Source organism: Sediminitomix flava, assembly GCF_003149185.1.
Lineage (GTDB): Bacteria > Bacteroidota > Bacteroidia > Cytophagales > Flammeovirgaceae > Sediminitomix > Sediminitomix flava.
Genome location: NZ_QGDO01000004.1, coordinates 240,023 through 259,262, shown reverse-complemented (window position 1 = coordinate 259,262; position 19,240 = coordinate 240,023). Strand labels below are relative to the sequence as shown.

The 19,240-nt window shown below is 32.2% G+C and carries 15 protein-coding genes; all 15 read left to right on the top strand.

The features are described 5' to 3' along the window. Positions 1–117 precede the first annotated feature (117 nt). The 15 genes from BC781_RS16630 to BC781_RS16560 all read left to right on the top strand — a co-directional run bounded on the left by BC781_RS16630 (position 118) and on the right by BC781_RS16560 (position 19,157). Positions 118–1,311 carry a helix-turn-helix domain-containing protein gene (locus BC781_RS16630; protein WP_109619845.1) on the top strand — a complete coding sequence of 398 codons (1,194 nt, stop codon included), beginning with the start codon at positions 118–120 and terminating at the stop codon, positions 1,309–1,311. A 165-nt stretch (positions 1,312–1,476) separates the two neighbouring features. Next, positions 1,477–3,603 carry a hypothetical protein gene (locus BC781_RS16625; RefSeq protein WP_109619843.1) on the top strand — a complete coding sequence of 709 codons (2,127 nt, stop codon included), beginning with the start codon at positions 1,477–1,479 and terminating at the stop codon, positions 3,601–3,603. 318 nt (positions 3,604–3,921) lie between these two features. Then, positions 3,922–5,316, top strand: coding sequence for a nucleotide sugar dehydrogenase (locus BC781_RS16620; protein WP_109619841.1), 1,395 nt, complete (start codon positions 3,922–3,924; stop codon positions 5,314–5,316). Positions 5,317–6,189: 873 nt separating this feature from the next. Next, positions 6,190–7,584 (top strand): nucleotide sugar dehydrogenase, encoded by a 1,395-nt coding sequence (locus BC781_RS16615; protein WP_109619839.1) that lies wholly within the window; start codon positions 6,190–6,192, stop codon positions 7,582–7,584. A 21-nt stretch (positions 7,585–7,605) separates the two neighbouring features. Next, the gene (gene gmd / locus BC781_RS16610) at positions 7,606–8,718 is read left to right on the top strand and encodes a GDP-mannose 4,6-dehydratase (protein WP_109619837.1); all 1,113 of its coding nucleotides are present in this window, start codon (positions 7,606–7,608) and stop codon (positions 8,716–8,718) included. A gap of 3 nt (positions 8,719–8,721) precedes the next feature. Beyond that, positions 8,722–9,639, top strand: coding sequence for a GDP-L-fucose synthase (gene fcl, locus BC781_RS16605; protein WP_109619835.1), 918 nt, complete (start codon positions 8,722–8,724; stop codon positions 9,637–9,639). A 16-nt stretch (positions 9,640–9,655) separates the two neighbouring features. Beyond that, the gene (locus tag BC781_RS16600; protein ID WP_109619833.1) at positions 9,656–10,675 is read left to right on the top strand and encodes an NAD-dependent epimerase; all 1,020 of its coding nucleotides are present in this window, start codon (positions 9,656–9,658) and stop codon (positions 10,673–10,675) included. Between the two features lie 4 nt (positions 10,676–10,679). Then, positions 10,680–12,026, top strand: coding sequence for an oligosaccharide flippase family protein (locus tag BC781_RS16595; protein ID WP_109619830.1), 1,347 nt, complete (start codon positions 10,680–10,682; stop codon positions 12,024–12,026). Positions 12,027–12,034: 8 nt separating this feature from the next. Then, positions 12,035–12,712 carry a sulfotransferase family 2 domain-containing protein gene (locus tag BC781_RS16590; RefSeq protein ID WP_109619828.1) on the top strand — a complete coding sequence of 226 codons (678 nt, stop codon included), beginning with the start codon at positions 12,035–12,037 and terminating at the stop codon, positions 12,710–12,712. A 32-nt stretch (positions 12,713–12,744) separates the two neighbouring features. Beyond that, complete coding sequence (locus BC781_RS16585) at positions 12,745–13,881, top strand: hypothetical protein (protein WP_109619826.1); 1,137 nt, start codon at positions 12,745–12,747, stop codon at positions 13,879–13,881. Further along, positions 13,863–14,789 (top strand): glycosyltransferase, encoded by a 927-nt coding sequence (locus tag BC781_RS16580; RefSeq protein WP_109619824.1) that lies wholly within the window; start codon positions 13,863–13,865, stop codon positions 14,787–14,789. The genes BC781_RS16585 and BC781_RS16580 overlap by 19 nt, the downstream gene beginning before the upstream one ends. Beyond that, positions 14,786–16,060 (top strand): hypothetical protein, encoded by a 1,275-nt coding sequence (locus BC781_RS16575; protein ID WP_109619822.1) that lies wholly within the window; start codon positions 14,786–14,788, stop codon positions 16,058–16,060. Before BC781_RS16580 ends, BC781_RS16575 begins: the two co-directional genes overlap by 4 nt. Positions 16,061–16,104: 44 nt before the next feature. Further along, positions 16,105–17,193, top strand: coding sequence for an acyltransferase family protein (locus BC781_RS16570; protein ID WP_109619820.1), 1,089 nt, complete (start codon positions 16,105–16,107; stop codon positions 17,191–17,193). Positions 17,194–17,543: 350 nt separating this feature from the next. Next, positions 17,544–18,617, top strand: coding sequence for a glycosyltransferase family 4 protein (locus tag BC781_RS16565; RefSeq protein WP_109619818.1), 1,074 nt, complete (start codon positions 17,544–17,546; stop codon positions 18,615–18,617). Then, entirely contained in the window at positions 18,618–19,157 is a 540-nt protein-coding gene (locus BC781_RS16560) for a putative colanic acid biosynthesis acetyltransferase (RefSeq protein ID WP_109619816.1), read from the top strand. The last annotated feature ends 83 nt before the right edge of the window (positions 19,158–19,240 follow it).

Sequence of the window (19,240 nt, the reverse complement as noted above, 5' to 3'; positions counted from 1 at the left end):
TGTAAAGTCATCGGATTCTGCTGCTTTTGTAAAACAATTAATGAAAATTATAAAAAATTACAGGCAACTAACCAAGGTTTGTAATTGAGCCAAATTCACATACTAACCAAATATTAGATGAATTTTACTAATATATTTCTACTTACCGGAGGACTGCAAGCAATTATTCTATTGATGTTTTTCTTTGTGACCAAAGAAAAGCGGACAACCAATCGATTACTTGCGATCATGATGCTCGTCTGTGCAGTCAATTGTTTAGTTTTTGGTTATACTCCACTTAAGAGTGAGAAATACTATGAGTACTTAGTTCGCTTTAGTTTTGTGATCAGTACTACTTTTTTTCCTAGTGTTTATATCTACACTAAAATCTCTTTAGGAAAAGCTAAGAATTTCAGAAACAAAGACTTTAAACACTATATTCCTTACTTTTTATTTGTGTTTTTAGGTTTACCATTTTTTGTGATCATTACATCAGTATGGTTGAAATTGACGAATTGGACGTACCCAGAGTGGACGTATAACATCGTACAAATTTCAAACGCTGTACTTTATTGGTTACTAGGTTTTCAAGGGATATTTTATTCATGGAAAACGTATAAACTATTGAATAAGATAGGGAAGGTAGATCAGTCAGATCAACACAGTCAGAGTATCCAAACATGGTTGAATAATTTATTACTTGTTTCTCTACTTGTATTGCTTGTTGCTGCAGTTAAGATATTAACAATAAATGGGTTGGGTTTCGGTTTTCTTACTCCGCAAACGAATTATAGACTTATTCCGGCTATGATCATGATTTATATACTCACATATAAGTGTATATCAAATCCTGAGATATTCAAAAATAAGCAACTTAAAGTGGTATCTAAACCCATAGCTGTAATGCCAATTGCAGAAGTTATCAATGTAGAAAGACCTATTCTACATATTGAAGAAAAGGAGGAAGTATTTAGTGAAGAGGAAAAAGAGAAACTGAAAAAATATATAGAAACAGAGAAAGCTTATCTAAATACAAAGTTGGGCTTACAAGATTTGGTAGATGAGTTAGGGATTTCTAGAAACCGAATGTCAACACTTTTTCAGCAAACTTATAAGAAGAAATTCTATGATGTTATCAATAATTTTAGGCTAGATGAGGCAATTCGACAGCTAAAAGAAAAAGAAAATGATCATATAAAATTAGAAATTCTGGCGTATCAATCGGGTTTTCATTCTAAAGCCACCTTTAATAAGCTTTTTAAGGAAAAAATGGGGCAAACACCATCTGCTTATCGTAAAGAGGTGCGTTTTTCTAGAGAGAAAATGGCTTAATTATAGCTAATCGTTGATCTAGTTTAAAGTGCAAAAGTAAGAATATTAGTCTTGTGTAGGTTTTCAAGAAGAAGTTATATTACTTTGATAATTAAGGTTAAGGTTATATAATTTATAATCATCCATACCCAAGAGAATTACTTTTGTATTTTTAAAACTTTATCGATGAAACGATTTTTTTTGCTGTTTATAATGTGCTTCTCTTTTTCTGCGTGTATGCAGGGAGAAGTAGATCGATTAAATGATGAGCTAGAAAAACTTAAAGAGCAATTAAGTGCATATGAGGCTGCTCAAGAGCAAGAAATTAAAAATTTCCAAGAGACCATTCAGAACCTTAGATATCAACTAATTGATGTTATAGCTAAAAATGAAGAGTTAGAAGAAGAATTGGGAAGTGTTGCTCATGAATTAGATTCTGTGTCAAATGAGTTGATTGATTTGCTAGATAAGCATTTGTTGCTTACAGAGGATTTTGACTCTCTGTCGTCAGATTTAGATTCATTAAATTTAGATCTAGATTCATTAAATAATGAACTTGAAGTACATAGGAATAAGATTTATTGGGGAAGTATCTCTACCGATGCTGATTACGATAGTTTAATTGAGCATAATGTTGTTGTGATGGGGAGTGTTTTTGTTAGGTCAGAAAATGACTTAGAAAAACTTAAAAATATACAGGCAATCAGCGGTGACATTGTTCTAAAAAATACAAATGTATCTACTTTTTCATTAAATAGATTGAGAACCTTAGGAGGAGATTTACTATTTGAAAATAATATAAGCCTAAACTCAGTTGAACTCGATTCATTATTAGCTGTTGCAGGCGGATTCAAGTTGTTAGACAACCCTTCAATATCTGAGATTACTTTAGAGCAACTTGTAATTATTGAAGAAGAATTTGAGTTAAGAGGAAATGAAGACTTGGATTCTGATAATTTAAATGCTGCTACTGCTGTTTATGATTTTCCATCATTATTGATGATCGGAGATGATTTCAAAATTTATAAAACGAGTAATCTTTTAGGTCTTACAACGCCTAAACTTACACTAGTAGGAGGAACGTTTGAGCTATCAGAAACATATGGTTTAGACCAATTTGACTTCTCTTCTTTGTCTGTAGTTAGTGGCGACATCTCATTGAAATCTACAGATATTAGTTCTTTAGCTGTTGATCTTCTTGTAAAAATAGAAGGAGATTTAATGTTGAAAAATAATTCAGAACTATCAGGTTTCTCAATCGCAAAAGTAACAACTATTGAGGGCGAATTGGAATGGGTAGATAATCCAAACTTGAGTTTGATAGGAATGAATGCGTTGGAAACAATCGGTAAAGGGCTAAAAATTAGGCTGAACAACAATTCGTTATCATCAGAAGAAAGTTTGAATTATGAGTTCCCGATGCTGAAATCTTTGGGAGGCGATTTGCAAGTGAAACAGCTTAATAACCTTGTAGAGTTTAAAGTTCCAGCCCTTGAAAGTATTGATGGAGAGCTTGTTTTAGAGCAAATTTTAGCGTTGGAAAAGATGGACTTTACCTCACTTACTTCTCTTAATGGTGGATTGAAACTTCAAAATATTGAGACAGATGAGAACATTGGAAAGTTAGACAATCTAGATGTTTTCAATGCTTTAAATGAAATTAGTGGAGATATCTATATTGATTTACCATCACTAACTACTTTTAGTGGATTTTCAGCTTTGAGCTCAAGTCATGATGGTCTGAATATTACAATTTCAAATTCAGAAGACTTAAAAGAATTGAGTGGTTTTGATGTTTTAGAGTCGGTTTACAAAGTTGATATTAGTCCGAAAAACATTGATATTAATGGTGGAATTATTGATCTATTCGCAAAGTTGAAACAGGGGCATGTTCGTATTCTTTCTAAGCAAGCAGATTTAGATTCTTATACGACACTTTCAGTAAAAAGCTTTACAGAAATCGAGTCAGGCTCTTTTACAATGGATCTGATCAATGTTTCAGCAGATTTTGAGGAGAACTTCTTTGCTTCCTATACTGATTCCTTATCTTCCAATCTTTGGACGAATAATTCAATAGTTGATATAACTATCAATAAGTATGTATCTGATATGGATAATATTGGATTATGTACGTTGACTAATTTCTTCAATTCAGATTTAATGTTAGAACTTGAAGATGAAGTATTATTTGAGTATCAGCTTTTTGATCATGTCATTGGTGTAGAGTTAGATACAGATAATAATCCTATACCAACAGTAAAGTACCCTGTTGATGCAGATTCACCTTTGGCAGATGAAAATTTCTGTTTGTAGCATAGATTCTATTATTAGAAAAGTAAAGTACCTATTCCGATTCATTTTGGAATAGGTACTTTTTTATATGCTGTTTTTTTACTGTCTATAAGCATTTTCTTATACTTTCATTCAATTCATGTAATTAACTTGATGTTAATATTCGGAGTAATCTTTGATATGATCAGAGAAATTATGTTCATTTGCGACTGATTTTTATCAAAAAATTAAATTATTTGAACTGAGGACACTGTTTATAACAGTTAATTCAAATCCCACAAAATCAATCATATTGAATAGTAGTGACTAACTAAAAGTGTCCCAAAATATCCGAAGTCGATGAAAGAAATCAAGAATATCTGCTGTATTGGAGCTGGCTATGTTGGAGGACCGACAATGGCCGTAATCGCATTAAAAAATCCACAAATTAAAGTAAACATTGTAGATATCAATGCTGATCGTATTGCAGCTTGGAATGGTGATGATCTAGATAAATTACCTATTTATGAGCCTGGCTTAAAAGAGATAGTAGCTGAAACTCGTAATAAAAATCTATTCTTCTCGACTGATATTAGCAAAGGTATTGATGATGCTGATATGATCTTTATTTCTGTAAATACACCTACAAAGACATACGGAAAAGGAAAGGGTCAGGCAGCAGACTTGAAATATATTGAGCTTTGTGCTCGTCAGATTGCAGAAGTAGCAAAAGATGACAAAATTGTTGTAGAGAAATCTACACTTCCTGTTCGTACTGCAGAAGCCTTAAAAAGCATCTTAGAGAATACAGGTAATGGTGTGAAATTCGAAATCTTATCAAATCCTGAGTTTTTAGCAGAAGGAACTGCTGTGGAAGATCTTTTAGCTCCAGATCGAGTTTTGATCGGAGGTGATAATACCGTGACTGGTCAAGAAGCGAAGGATGCCTTGACTTCTGTATATGGAAGTTGGGTTCCAAAGGACAGAATTTTACAAACGAATGTTTGGTCTTCTGAACTTTCAAAACTTACAGCTAACGCATTTCTTGCACAACGTATTTCTTCAATCAATGCGATGTCAGCACTTTGTGAAGAAACAGAAGCTGATGTAGATGAAGTAGCTAAAGCTATCGGTATGGATACGCGTATTGGAGCTAAGTTCTTGAAATCATCTGTAGGTTTTGGAGGCTCATGTTTCCAAAAAGATATCTTAAATCTTGTGTACATTGCTAAATCTTATGGTTTGCAGGAGGTTGCAGACTATTGGGAGCAAGTGATTATTTTGAATGATTACCAAAAGCGTCGTTTTGCAGATAAGATTATCAGAGAATCTTATAATACTGTAAATGGGAAAAGAATAGCATTCTTCGGATGGGCATTCAAAAAGGATACAAATGATACACGTGAGTCTGCAGCTATCTATGTAGCAGATTATTTACTTGATGAGCAAGCTGATATTGTTGTTTATGATCCAAAAGTATCAACAGAGCAAATCTATGCAGACTTAGAATATTTGAATACACATTCTGCAGAAGAGATCAGGTCTAGAGTAAAAGTAGTATCTTCTCCTTATGAAGCAGTTGAAAAAGCACATGCGGTAGCAGTGCTTACTGAGTGGGATGAGTTCGTTACTTATGATTGGGAAAAAATTTATGACGAAATGCTTAAGCCTGCTAATGTTTTTGATGGTAGAAATATTTTAAAGAAAGACCAATTAGAAGGACTTGGTTTTAAGGTGTTTAATATTGGTAAGTAGGAAACCTTTAGCATCAGAGCGAATTCGTCGTGAGGAAGTGTATAATGAATACTCTGAGTTTAGAATATAAATGAAAAGGCATCCCAAAGGGATGCCTTTTTTGTGACTTACTTTCTGAAAAAAGCAGGTAGGCTGATAAATGAGTTTTTGGGAGATAAGATGGTGATCAGAGGTTACTTGTTAAGGTGTAATGATGTCCTGTTCAGTTAAAATATTTGAGAAAGGGGAGCTGTTATTCTCCAACCCTTAACAACTAAACAATTAAGTACTAATTTCTAATCCCTCAATCCATAATCTGAAACTATCCTCCACATTTATCTGAACGTGTCATGAAATTGGGTTTTAGTATAGTATTAGTTCGAGTTGCAAACTTTTTGTTGATGTATCTGTTTCGTTTGTCTTTAGTGCAAGTTTAGAAGGGTAGACCGTTAATGAAGTATGGTCTACAAGATTTTGTTGATAAAAGAGGGTAATCTTTTTTAAGTTAGGATTATATCAGTTGATAATGTGATTATTCTAATATTTGCAGTGTTCGTTAAATGATAAAGTGTATAAAGTTATTTTAAAAGCGCCATTGATTTTCATGTCTGATGAACGTTGTAAGTTTTTGTACTTGAGTTTTTTAAACTTCAAATTGCCTTCTAGAAGGGAGTGAGAGTTATGGCGTTAATAAAACTTTATTGGATTATACATATTCTAGACAATCATTATGTTAATAATTAGGGAAGTGATTGTGTTTATGAGTGAAAATGTGTTCTTTTGTGGCTGATTTTTAATTTGACGGAATTATTTGAACTTTTGAGGTGCACTTTAGATCGAAACCTCTTTTTATAAATAATTGCAACTGAATTTCCGACTAAGAAGTAAATTTCAATGAAAGGAGTAAAGAATATTTGTTGTATTGGAGCAGGCTATGTAGGTGGTCCAACAATGGCTGTGATCGCATTAAAGTGTCCACATATTAAAGTAAATATAGTAGATATTAATGAAGAGCGTATTGCAGCATGGAATGGTGATGATCTGGATCAACTGCCAATTTATGAGCCAGGCCTTAAGGAAATAGTTGCAGAAACTCGTGATCGTAACTTATTCTTCACGACAGATATTGAAAAAGGGATTGAGGAAGCCGATTTGATTTTTATCTCAGTAAACACCCCTACCAAAACTTATGGTAAGGGTAAAGGTCAAGCTGCGGATTTGAAATACATTGAGCTATGTGCGCGTAAAATTGCAGAAGTAGCGAAGGAAGATAAAATCGTTATAGAAAAATCTACACTTCCTGTACGTACTGCAGAGGCTTTGAAGAGCATCCTAGAAAATACTGGAAATGGAGTGAACTTTGAAATTCTTTCTAACCCAGAGTTTTTAGCAGAAGGAACAGCGGTTGAAGATTTGTTAAGCCCTGATCGTGTTTTGATTGGTGGGGATAACACTGAAACAGGCCAAGCAGCAAAGAATGCATTAACTGAAGTTTATGCGAACTGGGTTCCAAAAGAACGAATTCTACAAACAAATGTTTGGTCTTCTGAGCTTTCAAAATTAACAGCTAATGCCTTTTTGGCACAGCGTATCTCTTCAATCAATGCGATGTCAGCTTTGTGTGAAGTGACTGAGGCAGATGTAGATGAAGTAGCGAAGGCAATCGGTATGGATTCACGTATCGGTGCTAAATTCTTAAAATCTTCTGTGGGATTTGGAGGATCATGTTTCCAAAAAGACATTTTGAACCTTGTTTATATTGCTAAATCTTTTGGCTTACAAGAAGTCGCAGACTATTGGGAGCAAGTAATCATTCTAAATGATTACCAAAAACGTCGTTTCGCAGATAAGATCATCAAAGAATCTTACAATACAGTAAACGGGAAGAATATAGCTTTCTTCGGTTGGGCATTTAAGAAAGATACCAATGATACTCGTGAATCAGCAGCTATTTATGTAGCCGATTACTTACTCGATGAGCAAGCAGATATTATTGTGTATGATCCGAAAGTATCTAAAGAGCAAATCTATGCAGATTTAGAGTACTTAAATACACACTCTTCAGAAGAAATCAGGGCTAGGGTAAAAGTAGTATCATCACCTTATGAGGCAGTAGAAAAAGCACATGCTATTGCTGTTTTGACAGAGTGGGATGAGTTTATCAATTATGATTGGTCGAAAATCTATGATGCAATGCTTAAACCAGCAAATGTTTTTGATGGACGCAATATTCTTCGAAAAGAAGAGTTAAGTGAGATTGGATTCAAGGTTTTTAATATTGGGAAATAAGACGAACAAATTTTTAGATATATGAAAAAGGCACTTATTACAGGGATTACAGGTCAAGACGGCGCGTACTTGGCTGAACTACTTCTAGAAAAAGGTTATGAAGTTCATGGTATTAAAAGAAGAGCGTCTTTATTTAATACCGATAGAATTGATCATCTATATCAAGACCCTCATGAAAAAGATGTTCGTCTAAAGTTACATTATGGTGACTTGACAGACTCAATGAACTTAACTAGAATTATTCAAGAAGTTCAGCCTGATGAAATTTATAATTTAGGAGCTATGTCTCATGTTCGTGTAAGTTTTGACACTCCTGAATATGTAGGTAATGTAGACGGTTTGGGTACACTAAGAATCTTGGAAGCAGTTCGCTTGTTAGGATTAACTGAAAAGACTAGAATTTATCAAGCGTCTACTTCAGAACTTTATGGTTTAGTACAAGAAGTGCCTCAAAAAGAGACAACCCCTTTCTACCCTCGTTCACCTTATGCTGTGGCTAAAATGTATGGTTACTGGATTACAGTGAACTACAGAGAAGCGTATGATATGTATGCATGTAATGGTATTTTATTTAACCATGAGTCACCATTACGTGGAGAAACTTTTGTAACACGAAAGATTACACGTGCAGCGGCTAGAATCGCTTTAGGACTACAAGAAACATTCTACCTAGGAAACTTGAATTCGAAACGTGATTGGGGTCATGCTAAAGATTATGTAAAAGCAATGTGGTTAATTCTTCAGCAAGAGAAGCCTGAAGATTTTGTGATAGCAACTGGTATCACAACTACAATTCGTGATTTTGTGAGAATGGCATTTACAGAATTGGGTATAGAATTAGAATTCGAAGGTGAAGGAGTTGAAGAAATTGCAAAAGTTAAGTCCTGTTCAAATTCGGAATTTAAAGTTAAAGAAGGTCAAGTCATCTTGAAGATTGATCCACGCTATTTCCGTCCTACGGAAGTAGATCTTTTAATTGGTGATCCTACAAAGTCTCAACAAAAACTAGGTTGGGAATTGGAATATGATTTACCAGCTTTAGTGAAAGATATGGTACAGTCGGATTTGAGATTATTCCAAAAGGATCAATACCTAAAAGATGGTGGACATGATATCTTGAACTATTACGAATAAAAAATGAATAAAGACAGTAAAATATATATTGCTGGTCATCGAGGAATGGTAGGTTCTGCCATTCTTCGAAGACTAGAAAAGAATGGTTGCCGTAATATCCTTGTTAGGACTTCAAAAGAGCTTGATCTAAGAAATCAAGAGGAAGTTGCAAACTTTTTTGAGTCAGAGAAACCAGAGTATGTATTTCTTGCGGCTGCAAAAGTTGGAGGAATTCATGCAAATAATACTTATAGAGGAGAATTCTTGTATGATAACTTGATGATCCAAAACAATGTGATTCATCAGAGTTATGTACATGGTGTAAAGAAATTAATGTTCTTAGGCTCATCTTGTATTTATCCTAAAATGGCTCCTCAGCCTCTACAAGAGGATTATTTGTTAACAGGTGAGTTGGAACCAACAAATGAGCCTTATGCGATAGCTAAAATTGCAGGGATCAAGATGTGTGATGCTTACCGTTCACAATATGGTTGTAATTTTATATCGGTCATGCCAACAAACTTGTATGGACCAAATGATAATTATGACTTGAACAACTCACACGTATTACCTGCTTTGTTGCGTAAATTCCATGAAGCAAAAGTTAATGGAGATAGTGAAGTAGTTTGTTGGGGAACAGGTACACCAATGCGTGAATTCTTACATGCAGATGATTTGGCTGATGCTTGTTTCTTCCTCATGCAAAACTACAATGAGGAAGGATTGGTAAATATTGGTACAGGTACGGATGTGACTATCAAAGAGCTTGCAGAGACTATAAAAGAAACTGTAGGATTTGAGGGCGAGTTGGTTTGGGATGCTTCTAAGCCTGACGGTACTCCAAGAAAATTGATGAATGTAGATAAATTGAAGAGTCTTGGATGGGAGTATTCAATTGATTTATGTGATGGTATAAGTTCGGTATATCAAAGTGCATTTTAGACGTATATAATAATAGATGAAAGGTAGTAGTGTATTAGTTACGGGAGCTGCAGGTTTTATAGGTTTTCATTTAGTTGAAGCGTTAGTAGGTGAAGGGTATAGAGTTGTAGGTATTGATAATATCAATGACTATTATGATGTGAATCTTAAATATGCAAGATTAGCAAAAAGTGGTATTGATAAAGTTTCAATTGAGAGCAGAGGTTTAGTGAAAAGCTCTAAACATAGTAACTATCAATTTCAAAAGTTAGATTTAGTCGATTTACAAGCTCTCGAAAATTTATTTGTAAAAGAAGAGTTTGACTATGTGGTTAATTTGGCTGCTCAAGCTGGGGTACGTTATTCTTTGGATAATCCACATGCATACGTTCAATCAAATATAGTTGGCTTTGTGAATATTTTAGAGTGCTGTCGACATAATAACATTAAGCATTTTGTATATGCATCTAGCTCTTCGGTATATGGTGCTAATGATAAAATACCATTTAGTGAAGAGGATCGAGTAGATAATCCTGTAAGCCTATATGCTGCTACTAAAAAGAGTAATGAATTAATGGCATATACTTATAGTCATCTATATAATGTACCAACTTCTGGGTTAAGGTTTTTTACAGTATATGGTCCTTGGGGAAGACCAGATATGGCTCCAATGTTATTTGCAGATGCAATGGTTAATGGTCGTGAGATCAAAGTATTTAACCATGGTGAAATGCAGCGTGACTTTACTTATATAGATGATGTTGTAATAGGTATCATTGGTAGCCTTGAAAAAATTCCGACAAATGAGTCCAAAGCGGAAGTTTATAATATAGGGAATTCCACACCTATTAAGTTAATGGACTTTATTACAAATATGGAAGAGACGTTGGGGGTAGAGGCTAAAAAGATGTATATGGAAATGCAAGCTGGTGATGTTAAGGTTACTTATGCAGATACAGCTAAATTAAAGAATAATACGGGGTATAGTCCATCAACACCGTTGAAAGAAGGGGTCAAAGAGTTTATAAAGTGGTATACGGAATTTTATATTAACTGAAGTTATGAAGTGGGCTAGAGGCTTGTCATCAGACTTAGTGGAAGTGATTGTTAAAGGTGTTTCAACTTTAGGTATAAAGGTTTTAACATTAATTGTTGGTTTAATTATTAGTGTTATACTGGGGCAAGAGTTAGGGCCTGAGGGAGTTGGGGTATTTTCATTTGTTGAAAAAATTACTTTGGTTGCTTACATACTAGCAATTTTTGGCACTAGTGAGTATTTAATGAAAAATGTAGCGATTCATCTAGAACGTGATAATGTTGAATATATTAAGCATTATATTGTCAAGGTATTTCAAATTGTTAGTTTATTCTCGGTTTCAATATTTTTGTTATTTATTTTAACTATAAACACTAGTTTCCAGAATTACTTTATTCAAGATGAACGTATTTACTATCCACTTAGTGTCTTGTTAGCTTGTTTAGTTTTTCGAGCACTATTAACATCCCCAATTACAGCATTTTTGAAAGGAATTCGTAAAACATGGCAAGCAAATTTGTTCCAAGAGTCGCTGCCCTTGATTTTGCGTCTGTTTCTATTAGTCTTATTTGTTTATTTTTTATCAAATAACTTGACCGTAGCGGTTGTAGCTGAGATATTTTTCTATTCTTACTTGTTTACATTCGTTATTGCTTTAGGTTATAGTGTATTTATTCAAAAAAGAATCTTTAGAGAAAAGAATTACCTATTGGCTAAAGATTTAAAGGTAAAGGAGGTCTTGAGGAGCTCTTTTCCATTTCTTTTAGTGAGCTCTATGACTATAATGGCATCAAATATTGATGTTATTATGCTTGGAGTGATGATAGAAGACCTGTCTCAAGTGGGGATATATAGTGTGGCATCGAAGGTAGCTCTTTTATCAAATTTTTTTTTAATAGCTAGTAACTCAATCATCTTCCCAAAAATTGCTTCTTATTTAGATCAATATAAGCTTCCAGAGCTTGAGAAGCTTATTAGACAGGTAAATATTGGTTTATTCATAATAGCATTGTTAGTGTTTGTTTTTGGATACTTGTTTGGAGAATGGCTTTTGTCTATTTGGGGAGATGGTTTTTCTGAAGCGCATAGGATATTAATAATTTTGTTAGGTGGACAAGCTGTAAACATAGCGACAGGCTGTGTTGGTGGTGTACTTATGATGGGAGGAAAAGAAAAAGATTTAAGCAGGCTGTTAATGATTATGACGATTCTCAATATAGTATTGAACTTTATCTTTATTCATGTATATGGTAGTGTAGGAGCAGCAATTGCTACAGCGATTTGTATCGGCTTGGAAAATCTAATTAAGGTTTATTTAGTTTACAAGTCATTTAATTTATCAGTATTACCATTTTTTAAATCAAAATATTAATAATAAGGATGCAAGTATTAAAATTTTTATGGGATAAACTTCCTAAAAAAACAAGATTTAAAGTTAATCAAAAATTGGGTCGTAATTTAGTGCCTACATATTATCCAGAGTACATAGATAATAAGATGTTGTTTATACATATACCTAAAAGTGCTGGTTCAAGTATTGGAAAGGTTCTTATAGGTGATAAAAAACCAGGGCATTGGACAACTGATGATTTTATGGCGATGAATAAAGCCAGATTTAATGAATATTATAAGTTTTGTTTTGTAAGAAATCCGTGGGATCGTGTGGTATCTTCTTTTTTTTATCTTAAAAAAGGAGGGAATAACCCTAAAGATTTGGAGTTTTCACAAACAGAATTAAAGAATATAAACTCATTTGAAGAGTTCGTTTATTCGTTGAATGAGAATGAAAATCTCCAAAATTGGATTCACTTTATTCCTCAGAATCACTTCATTACGGATGGATATGGAAGAATAAATGTTGATTATGTTGGTAAATTTGAAAGTTTAGATCAAGATTTTAGTTTAGTCTTGGAAAAAATTGGATTGCCTCAAATTGAGCTTCCTAAAGTGAATAAGTCAAAGCATAAGAATTATCAAGAATATTATACTGATGAAACCAAAGAAATAATTGGTAATTTGTATCGAGAAGATATATCACTTTTTAATTATACTTTTTGATTTTAAAGCTATTTTAAAAAGAGGTTTGTATTATGAAAAGTGCTTTGATACGTCTGATAAAGAGGGTTCTGTCATTTTTTTACTTTCTTTTTAAATATTCTAAGAAAGTTCAAATTATTGAGGATGAAAGATATAATAACATATTCTTTGGTTATTATGATGTTACATCATTTTCTTCTTCTGAGAATCTCCTAACTATTCATGGTCAAAAATATGGTCATAAAGATGTTGATATCCTGTTGTATAATCTTCAAGATAGTTCTATTGAAGTTATTGATAGCTCAATGGCTTGGAATTATCAGCAAGGAACTCGTCTGATGTGGTTTAGTAGTGACGAGTTGCTTTACAATAAATATGATGAGATTAAAGGGTATTATTCTGTAATAAAGAATATAAATGATAAATCGGAAACAATTATACCTTTCCCTGTTCAAGCTTTATATGAGAATTCATATATCCTTTCAATTGATTATTCTAATTTGACTGAAATTGGAACAGAGTATGGCTATCCACATCTGCATCAAACTTCCTACAAAGATAGTTTGGTGTATTTTAATTTAAAGACATCTGAATATTCAACATTGTTTCAAGTTACGGATTGTGTAAAAGCCTTGACTACACAATTTGATAATGCTACAAAGTGCCATTTTAATCATTTTTTGATTTCACCTAACGGTAATTATTTCGTATTTATATTCAGGTTTTATTGTAATGGAAAAAGGGTTGATAATTTGTTAGGCTATTCTTTGATTACAAATAAATTAGATGTTATAGTTGAGGGACAGATGGTCAGTCATTGTGTATGGAGAAATAATGAAGAAGTATTGTTTTGGGGTAGAGTAGATAATTGTCCAGGGTATTTTCAGATTAATACAGAAGAGAAATGTATTAATTTGAAGTATAGTACAGAGAAAGATGGTCATCCATCATTTATCAATAATGATGTAATTTTAACAGACACATATCCAGATAGATTTTTGTGCCAAACTTTGTCTACTATCAATATTGAAACAGGTGAAAAGAATATTAAATTGGAGAAAAAACATCCTGCAAAATATTCAACAGCAAATAGGTGTGATATGCATCCAAGTTTATCACCTTCAAAGACTTTTTATCAGATAGATGTTATTGAAAAAGGAAAGAGAAAGGTATGTATAGGAAAGGTATAGAGCCAGTTGTTTCAGTTGTTATGAGTTTGTATCAAGAACCCATTGAGTGGATGAAACTAGCTATAGACTCTATCTTGAATCAAACTTTTAGAGATTTTGAGTTGATATTAATAAATGATCAACCTAATAGATTAGATAATAGACAACTCTTAGAAGAATACTTTAAAATAGATAATAGAATCGTTACTGTACATAATGATGAAAATATTGGTTTAACTAAGAGTCTGAATAAGGGATTAGAAATAGCTAGAGGGCATTACATCGCACGGATGGATGCTGATGATATTGCTAAAGAAAACCGATTAGAGTTGCAGTTTAAATTTCTACAAGAAAATAGTAAATATATTTGCTGTGGGAGTTTTGTTAATATCATTGATGCTAACAATAACTTTGTAAAACCGTTAAAGTTACCAGAAACACATCAAGAAATACAAGATGAATTAGTGGTAGAGACTCCAATGATTCATCCAACTTTGTTCTTTAGAAACATACACCAGATTAAGTATAATGAGAGTATTAGGTTTGCTCAGGATTATGACTTGATTTATAGATTATCTTTAAAAGGGCAATTGTATAATTTAGAGACACCATTATTGGAGTATAGAAGAAGTAGTGTTCAAATTAGTAATGCAAAACTTAGTGAGCAAACTAAATATGCAAATGATATTAGAGAAAGAATAATCATTGATTATTTACATAAGTATTATGGTGTAAGTTGTGTAAATATCCCTTCATATCCATTCTTACAAAATCTTCCAAAAGGAAGGCTTAAAAATAAAATATTATTTTCTTTTCTTATACATAATAACTTTAGAAAGAACCATATTAGATTATTAACTGAAGCTATAAGAGTTGATAAATTTTCAATGAAAGAGTCTGCGAGACTATTATTAAAAGTGGTAAAATGATTATTTTATTATTTGTATTTTTCTTGATAATCTATAGCTTAAGAAAACTTATTAAGCCTTTTTTAATGAGTCCACTTTGGTTATTTATATCTTTCCATTTTACATGCATTGTGTTCAGTTATATATATTATTATTTTGTTCCATTATCAAAAAAAATAAATTTATTTAATGTAGACAGGGTTACTTCGACACAGTTTGATGAAGTTATATTTTACTTTCTATTATCTTTAGTATTTTTTTCTTTAGGAGCTCTTTTAAATCTTTTTCTCTTGAAGAAGAAGTATAGGAGGAGCCTTAGACAAAATTTATCTAAAAGTCTTTTTTTAAACATAAAGTTACAGTCTTACTTTAGCTGGACTATTAATATCGTTTTTGTCATAATTATCTTGCTTTATATGAGCGTTTATGGCTCAGAATTATTTTTAAGAGAAACATATTTAGGCTCGGAAATAGCATCTCGCCATTTATCTACACTGTTGAAGTTTCTATCTCTTATTGAAGTAGTTTTATTAGGTATCGTTTTCAACAATTCTCCTAAGAAATCATTATTAATGTTTGTTATGTTAGTATTTCTTTCTTTAGGGACGGGCTCGAGGATACTTGTTGTATACTGTATCGCATATAATGCTATTGTTTATATTAATAGTCGAGGTGGTGGCACTCAGACACTAAGAGCTGTAGCTGGCCTATTTTTAACTTTAATATTGTATGCTTTTGTTATAGAGTTCAGATCGCAACATAGACATGGATTATATCCTTATTTACTTTCAGTCTTAGGTGATGGCGTAAACAAGGGCTTTGTCTATAATTTTTTATTCAATATCTATTATGCTTTGATTTTTGGAGTTTTTGCAACTGTAGAAACCCTTGAGAAAGGTGTAAGGGATTGGGGGATTATTAGAGCATCGTTGTCTCCTTTACCAGGATTTATGACAGACTTTTACAGTTATGTTCCTAAATTAAAGTTGAATCAATTTGCTCCATTTACCTATTATGGGCAAGTGTTTCTAATGGGAAAGACTTTTTCAATATTATTTTCCTTTTTGTCAGGATGCGTATTTTTGAGGTTAGAAATCTACGTGAGATACTTTCTTGTTAGAGGAAATAAAATATTTGCCTTTATCTTGTCATTTTTTGTATTCTTGCAAATTATATATAGTACACAATATCTATTAAGATCAGGGGTAAGGTATTTTTATTACTTATTTATAATTATATTTCTTTTTAAATTTATATCAAGAGTTAAGTTTCCTAAGATAAGGTTAAGGTAAGTGTATTGATATTGTTGTTTTTTATTTAAACTATTATAGGATTTATGAGGATTGATAGTTTAACCTTTTTAAGGTTTTTAGCAGCATTTATTGTTGTGATTTTTCACTTAGGTAAGGGAACATGGTTTACGAGTACGTTTGGCCGGATTGCTACATCAGGTCCACAAATGGTTTCATTCTTTTTTGTATTGTCGGGTTTTGTAATGGTTCTTTCTCAATTTAGAAAACCTAACTTCTCGATTAAAGAGTATTATTTCAATCGTTTTATAAGGATTTATCCTTTATATCTATTTGGTATAATTATTATTTACCCATTTAAAAGTATAGCCTCGGATGGGTATGCTCTGTTATTAAATTTGTTTACTTTACAGTCTTGGTTTCCTCCTTATCCACTTTCTTTTAATGGTCCAAGTTGGTCAATATCTGTAGAAGCATTTTTTTATATGTTATTTCCCTTCATTTTATATTACATTAAAAATGCAAAACCAAGGGTGATATATGTGTTTATGTTCTCACTATTTATATGGGGTGTAACACAGTTGATTCATATAAATTTGTTGAATAAACCTTTTTATAATGGTCCGAACGGAGTTCCGCATCAATTAATTTATTATCTTCCTATTTCACATTTAGGGTCATTTTTACTAGGTATTACAGCAGCATATCTTTTTCTGAGGCTAGAAGCTTGGAAGACAGTAATAAAACCATCTAATCCTATCTATACAGTTTTAGCATTAGTACTAATGTATTCTGTTTTGTTGCTAGAGCCCAAAATAGTCTCTGTTATAGGTTATAGGTTACCATTTGGGGGAAGCTTTCATTCATTGATTTTTTCATTTTGTATATTTGTAATAGCTGCTTCAGATAATATTATGACCAAAGTGTTATCAAATCGAGTATTTGTTTTTTTAGGAGAAATTAGTTTTGCTATTTATTTACTTCATTCTCCTTTATATAAAATTTATAAAGAATATTTCCAATCTTATATTATTACAAAAGGGTTTTCTAAAACAGGCGAATTACTCATATTTTTAACTGCGATGATCTTTATATCCTCAATTGTATATGTTTTTTATGAAAAACCTATATCAAGGTATTTTCACAAGGGAATAAAGAAGTTTAAAGGCGCATAGAGTTAATTGTTAATTAAGCAAAAGAGTTGATGTAGTGTGCTTTAAACGCTAAAAAGTAGACTACTTTTTGGTTTGTGGTGGAGTTAATAGTAATACTTCATCATTCATGACTATTGTACAATTGTTGGTGAAAAGTTAGATGATATATCACTAATTAGAAATAACACTCAATGTCTAGAGCGCAGTAGTATAGGTAAGTACTTTTTGTTTAGTTGGCTTAATATTAGATATAACTCTGATGGAGTTTTTTATTATAAGGTCTACATAATTAGGAGATAATAATTAAGTAACTCACTTCAAAATTGAGTTTTTTCAAGTTAAAGACTAAATAAATTATAAATTTTAGTAAGGTGTCAAGTAAATCAATATTAATAGTTGGACCATTTTCTCCTCCAATTACAGGGGTTTCATTTGCAAATGATGTATTATATGATAACCTAGTTGGATACAAAAAAAATAAAGTCAATTTTTCTTTTCCAGAGTTGAAAGAGAACTTAGGCACGTTTAGCTTTAGAAAAGTTCTAAAATATATACTTGTTTATAGGACTTTATGGAAGCTATTTAAAGTAGATATATTATACATAACACCAGGACAGACTTTTTTCGGTATACTGAAATATAGCCCTTTTATTCTTTTAGCAAAAATTTTAGAACGGGAAATTGTTTTACATGTACATGGAAACTATTTAGGAACGGAATTTAAAAACCTTAAAGGAATAAAAAAGAAAATATTTAAATTACTGATATCATTTTCTGATAAAGGCATTGTATTATCCCAGTCATTAAGAGGTAATCTAACTCCATTTATTGATGATAGTAAGATCTTTGAATTACCGAATTTTGTCGATTCCAACTTGTTTGGTAGTGATAGCAAGGAAACCGAAGAACTGAAGCTTCTTTATATGAGTAACCTAATGGAAGAAAAAGGGATAAATGAGTTTTTGGAAGCCCTTTCAATTTTAAAAAATAAAGGAGTTAACTATAGTGCTAAAATTGCAGGACAAATTGATCTTCTGAATAAAGAGAGACTTCTTGCAATAATTAAAGATTTAGAAGATAATGTTGAGTATCTTGGGGTTGTAAAAGGAAATGAGAAAAGAAATTTACTTTGGGAAAGTAATATTTTTGTTTTTCCAACATATTATAAAATGGAAGGACAACCCATCTCAATTTTAGAAGCTATGGCCACAGGGAATATAATACTTACCTGTGAGCATGCAGGTATTCCTGATATATTCAAACCCGGAGTAAATGGATTTTATATCGAAAAAAAGAGCTCTGAATCAATAGCTAATCAGATTGAAGAAATATACAACAATCTACCAATGAATTCGAATATGATAAACTTTAATATAGATACTACTCAAAAGGAATATACTATAGAAAGGTTTATTAATGGATTTACTAGAATTATAAATTATTAGATGCAAGATTTAAGTCAATTTAAATTACCTAAAAATTTTAGGGGACGTAATGCTATTTGGGTTCAAATATGGTGGGTGGTACAATCAATGTTATTTGGTACTTCGCTACAATTCATGTATGGTTGGAGAAGGTTTTTACTTAGGTTATTTGGGGCTGAAATTGGAAAAAATGTCATTATAAGACCAAGTGTTAAAGTAACTTATCCTTGGAAGTTGAGTGTGGGAGATAACTCTTGGATAGGAGATGATGTTGTTTTATACACTTTAGGAACTATTAAAATAGGAAAAAATTCAGTAGTATCCCAAAGATCATATCTATGTACAGGGTCTCATGATTATTCTCAAATAACTTTTCCAATTTTTGAAAAGTCTATTAAAATCGAGGATGAGGTGTGGATAGCTACTGATGTTTATATTGGCCCTGGAGTAGAAATTTGTTCAGGGAGTGTTGTCGGTGCTAGAAGTAGTGTCTTTAAGAATATAGAAAAAAAGGGAGTATATGTAGGAAGTCCAGTAAGGTATGTTAAGACGAGAGATTGAGAAGTTGTATTTAGATATTAAAGGGCAACCGTTATTATTATTGGCTTTGATGGTCCTACTACCTCTGAAGGTTCAAAATATAG

What these genes read in the sequence shown, in the direction of transcription:
- BC781_RS16630 (WP_109619845.1), top strand. Translation starts at nt 118, where the DNA reads ATGAATTTTACTAATATATTTCTACTTACCGGAGGACTGCAAGCAATT.
- BC781_RS16625 (WP_109619843.1), top strand. Translation starts at nt 1,477, where the DNA reads ATGAAACGATTTTTTTTGCTGTTTATAATGTGCTTCTCTTTTTCTGCG.
- BC781_RS16620 (WP_109619841.1), top strand. Translation starts at nt 3,922, where the DNA reads ATGAAAGAAATCAAGAATATCTGCTGTATTGGAGCTGGCTATGTTGGA.
- BC781_RS16615 (WP_109619839.1), top strand. Translation starts at nt 6,190, where the DNA reads ATGAAAGGAGTAAAGAATATTTGTTGTATTGGAGCAGGCTATGTAGGT.
- gmd (WP_109619837.1), top strand. Translation starts at nt 7,606, where the DNA reads ATGAAAAAGGCACTTATTACAGGGATTACAGGTCAAGACGGCGCGTAC.
- fcl (WP_109619835.1), top strand. Translation starts at nt 8,722, where the DNA reads ATGAATAAAGACAGTAAAATATATATTGCTGGTCATCGAGGAATGGTA.
- BC781_RS16600 (WP_109619833.1), top strand. Translation starts at nt 9,656, where the DNA reads ATGAAAGGTAGTAGTGTATTAGTTACGGGAGCTGCAGGTTTTATAGGT.
- BC781_RS16595 (WP_109619830.1), top strand. Translation starts at nt 10,680, where the DNA reads ATGAAGTGGGCTAGAGGCTTGTCATCAGACTTAGTGGAAGTGATTGTT.
- BC781_RS16590 (WP_109619828.1), top strand. Translation starts at nt 12,035, where the DNA reads ATGCAAGTATTAAAATTTTTATGGGATAAACTTCCTAAAAAAACAAGA.
- BC781_RS16585 (WP_109619826.1), top strand. Translation starts at nt 12,745, where the DNA reads ATGAAAAGTGCTTTGATACGTCTGATAAAGAGGGTTCTGTCATTTTTT.
- BC781_RS16580 (WP_109619824.1), top strand. Translation starts at nt 13,863, where the DNA reads ATGTATAGGAAAGGTATAGAGCCAGTTGTTTCAGTTGTTATGAGTTTG.
- BC781_RS16575 (WP_109619822.1), top strand. Translation starts at nt 14,786, where the DNA reads ATGATTATTTTATTATTTGTATTTTTCTTGATAATCTATAGCTTAAGA.
- BC781_RS16570 (WP_109619820.1), top strand. Translation starts at nt 16,105, where the DNA reads ATGAGGATTGATAGTTTAACCTTTTTAAGGTTTTTAGCAGCATTTATT.
- BC781_RS16560 (WP_109619816.1), top strand. Translation starts at nt 18,618, where the DNA reads ATGCAAGATTTAAGTCAATTTAAATTACCTAAAAATTTTAGGGGACGT.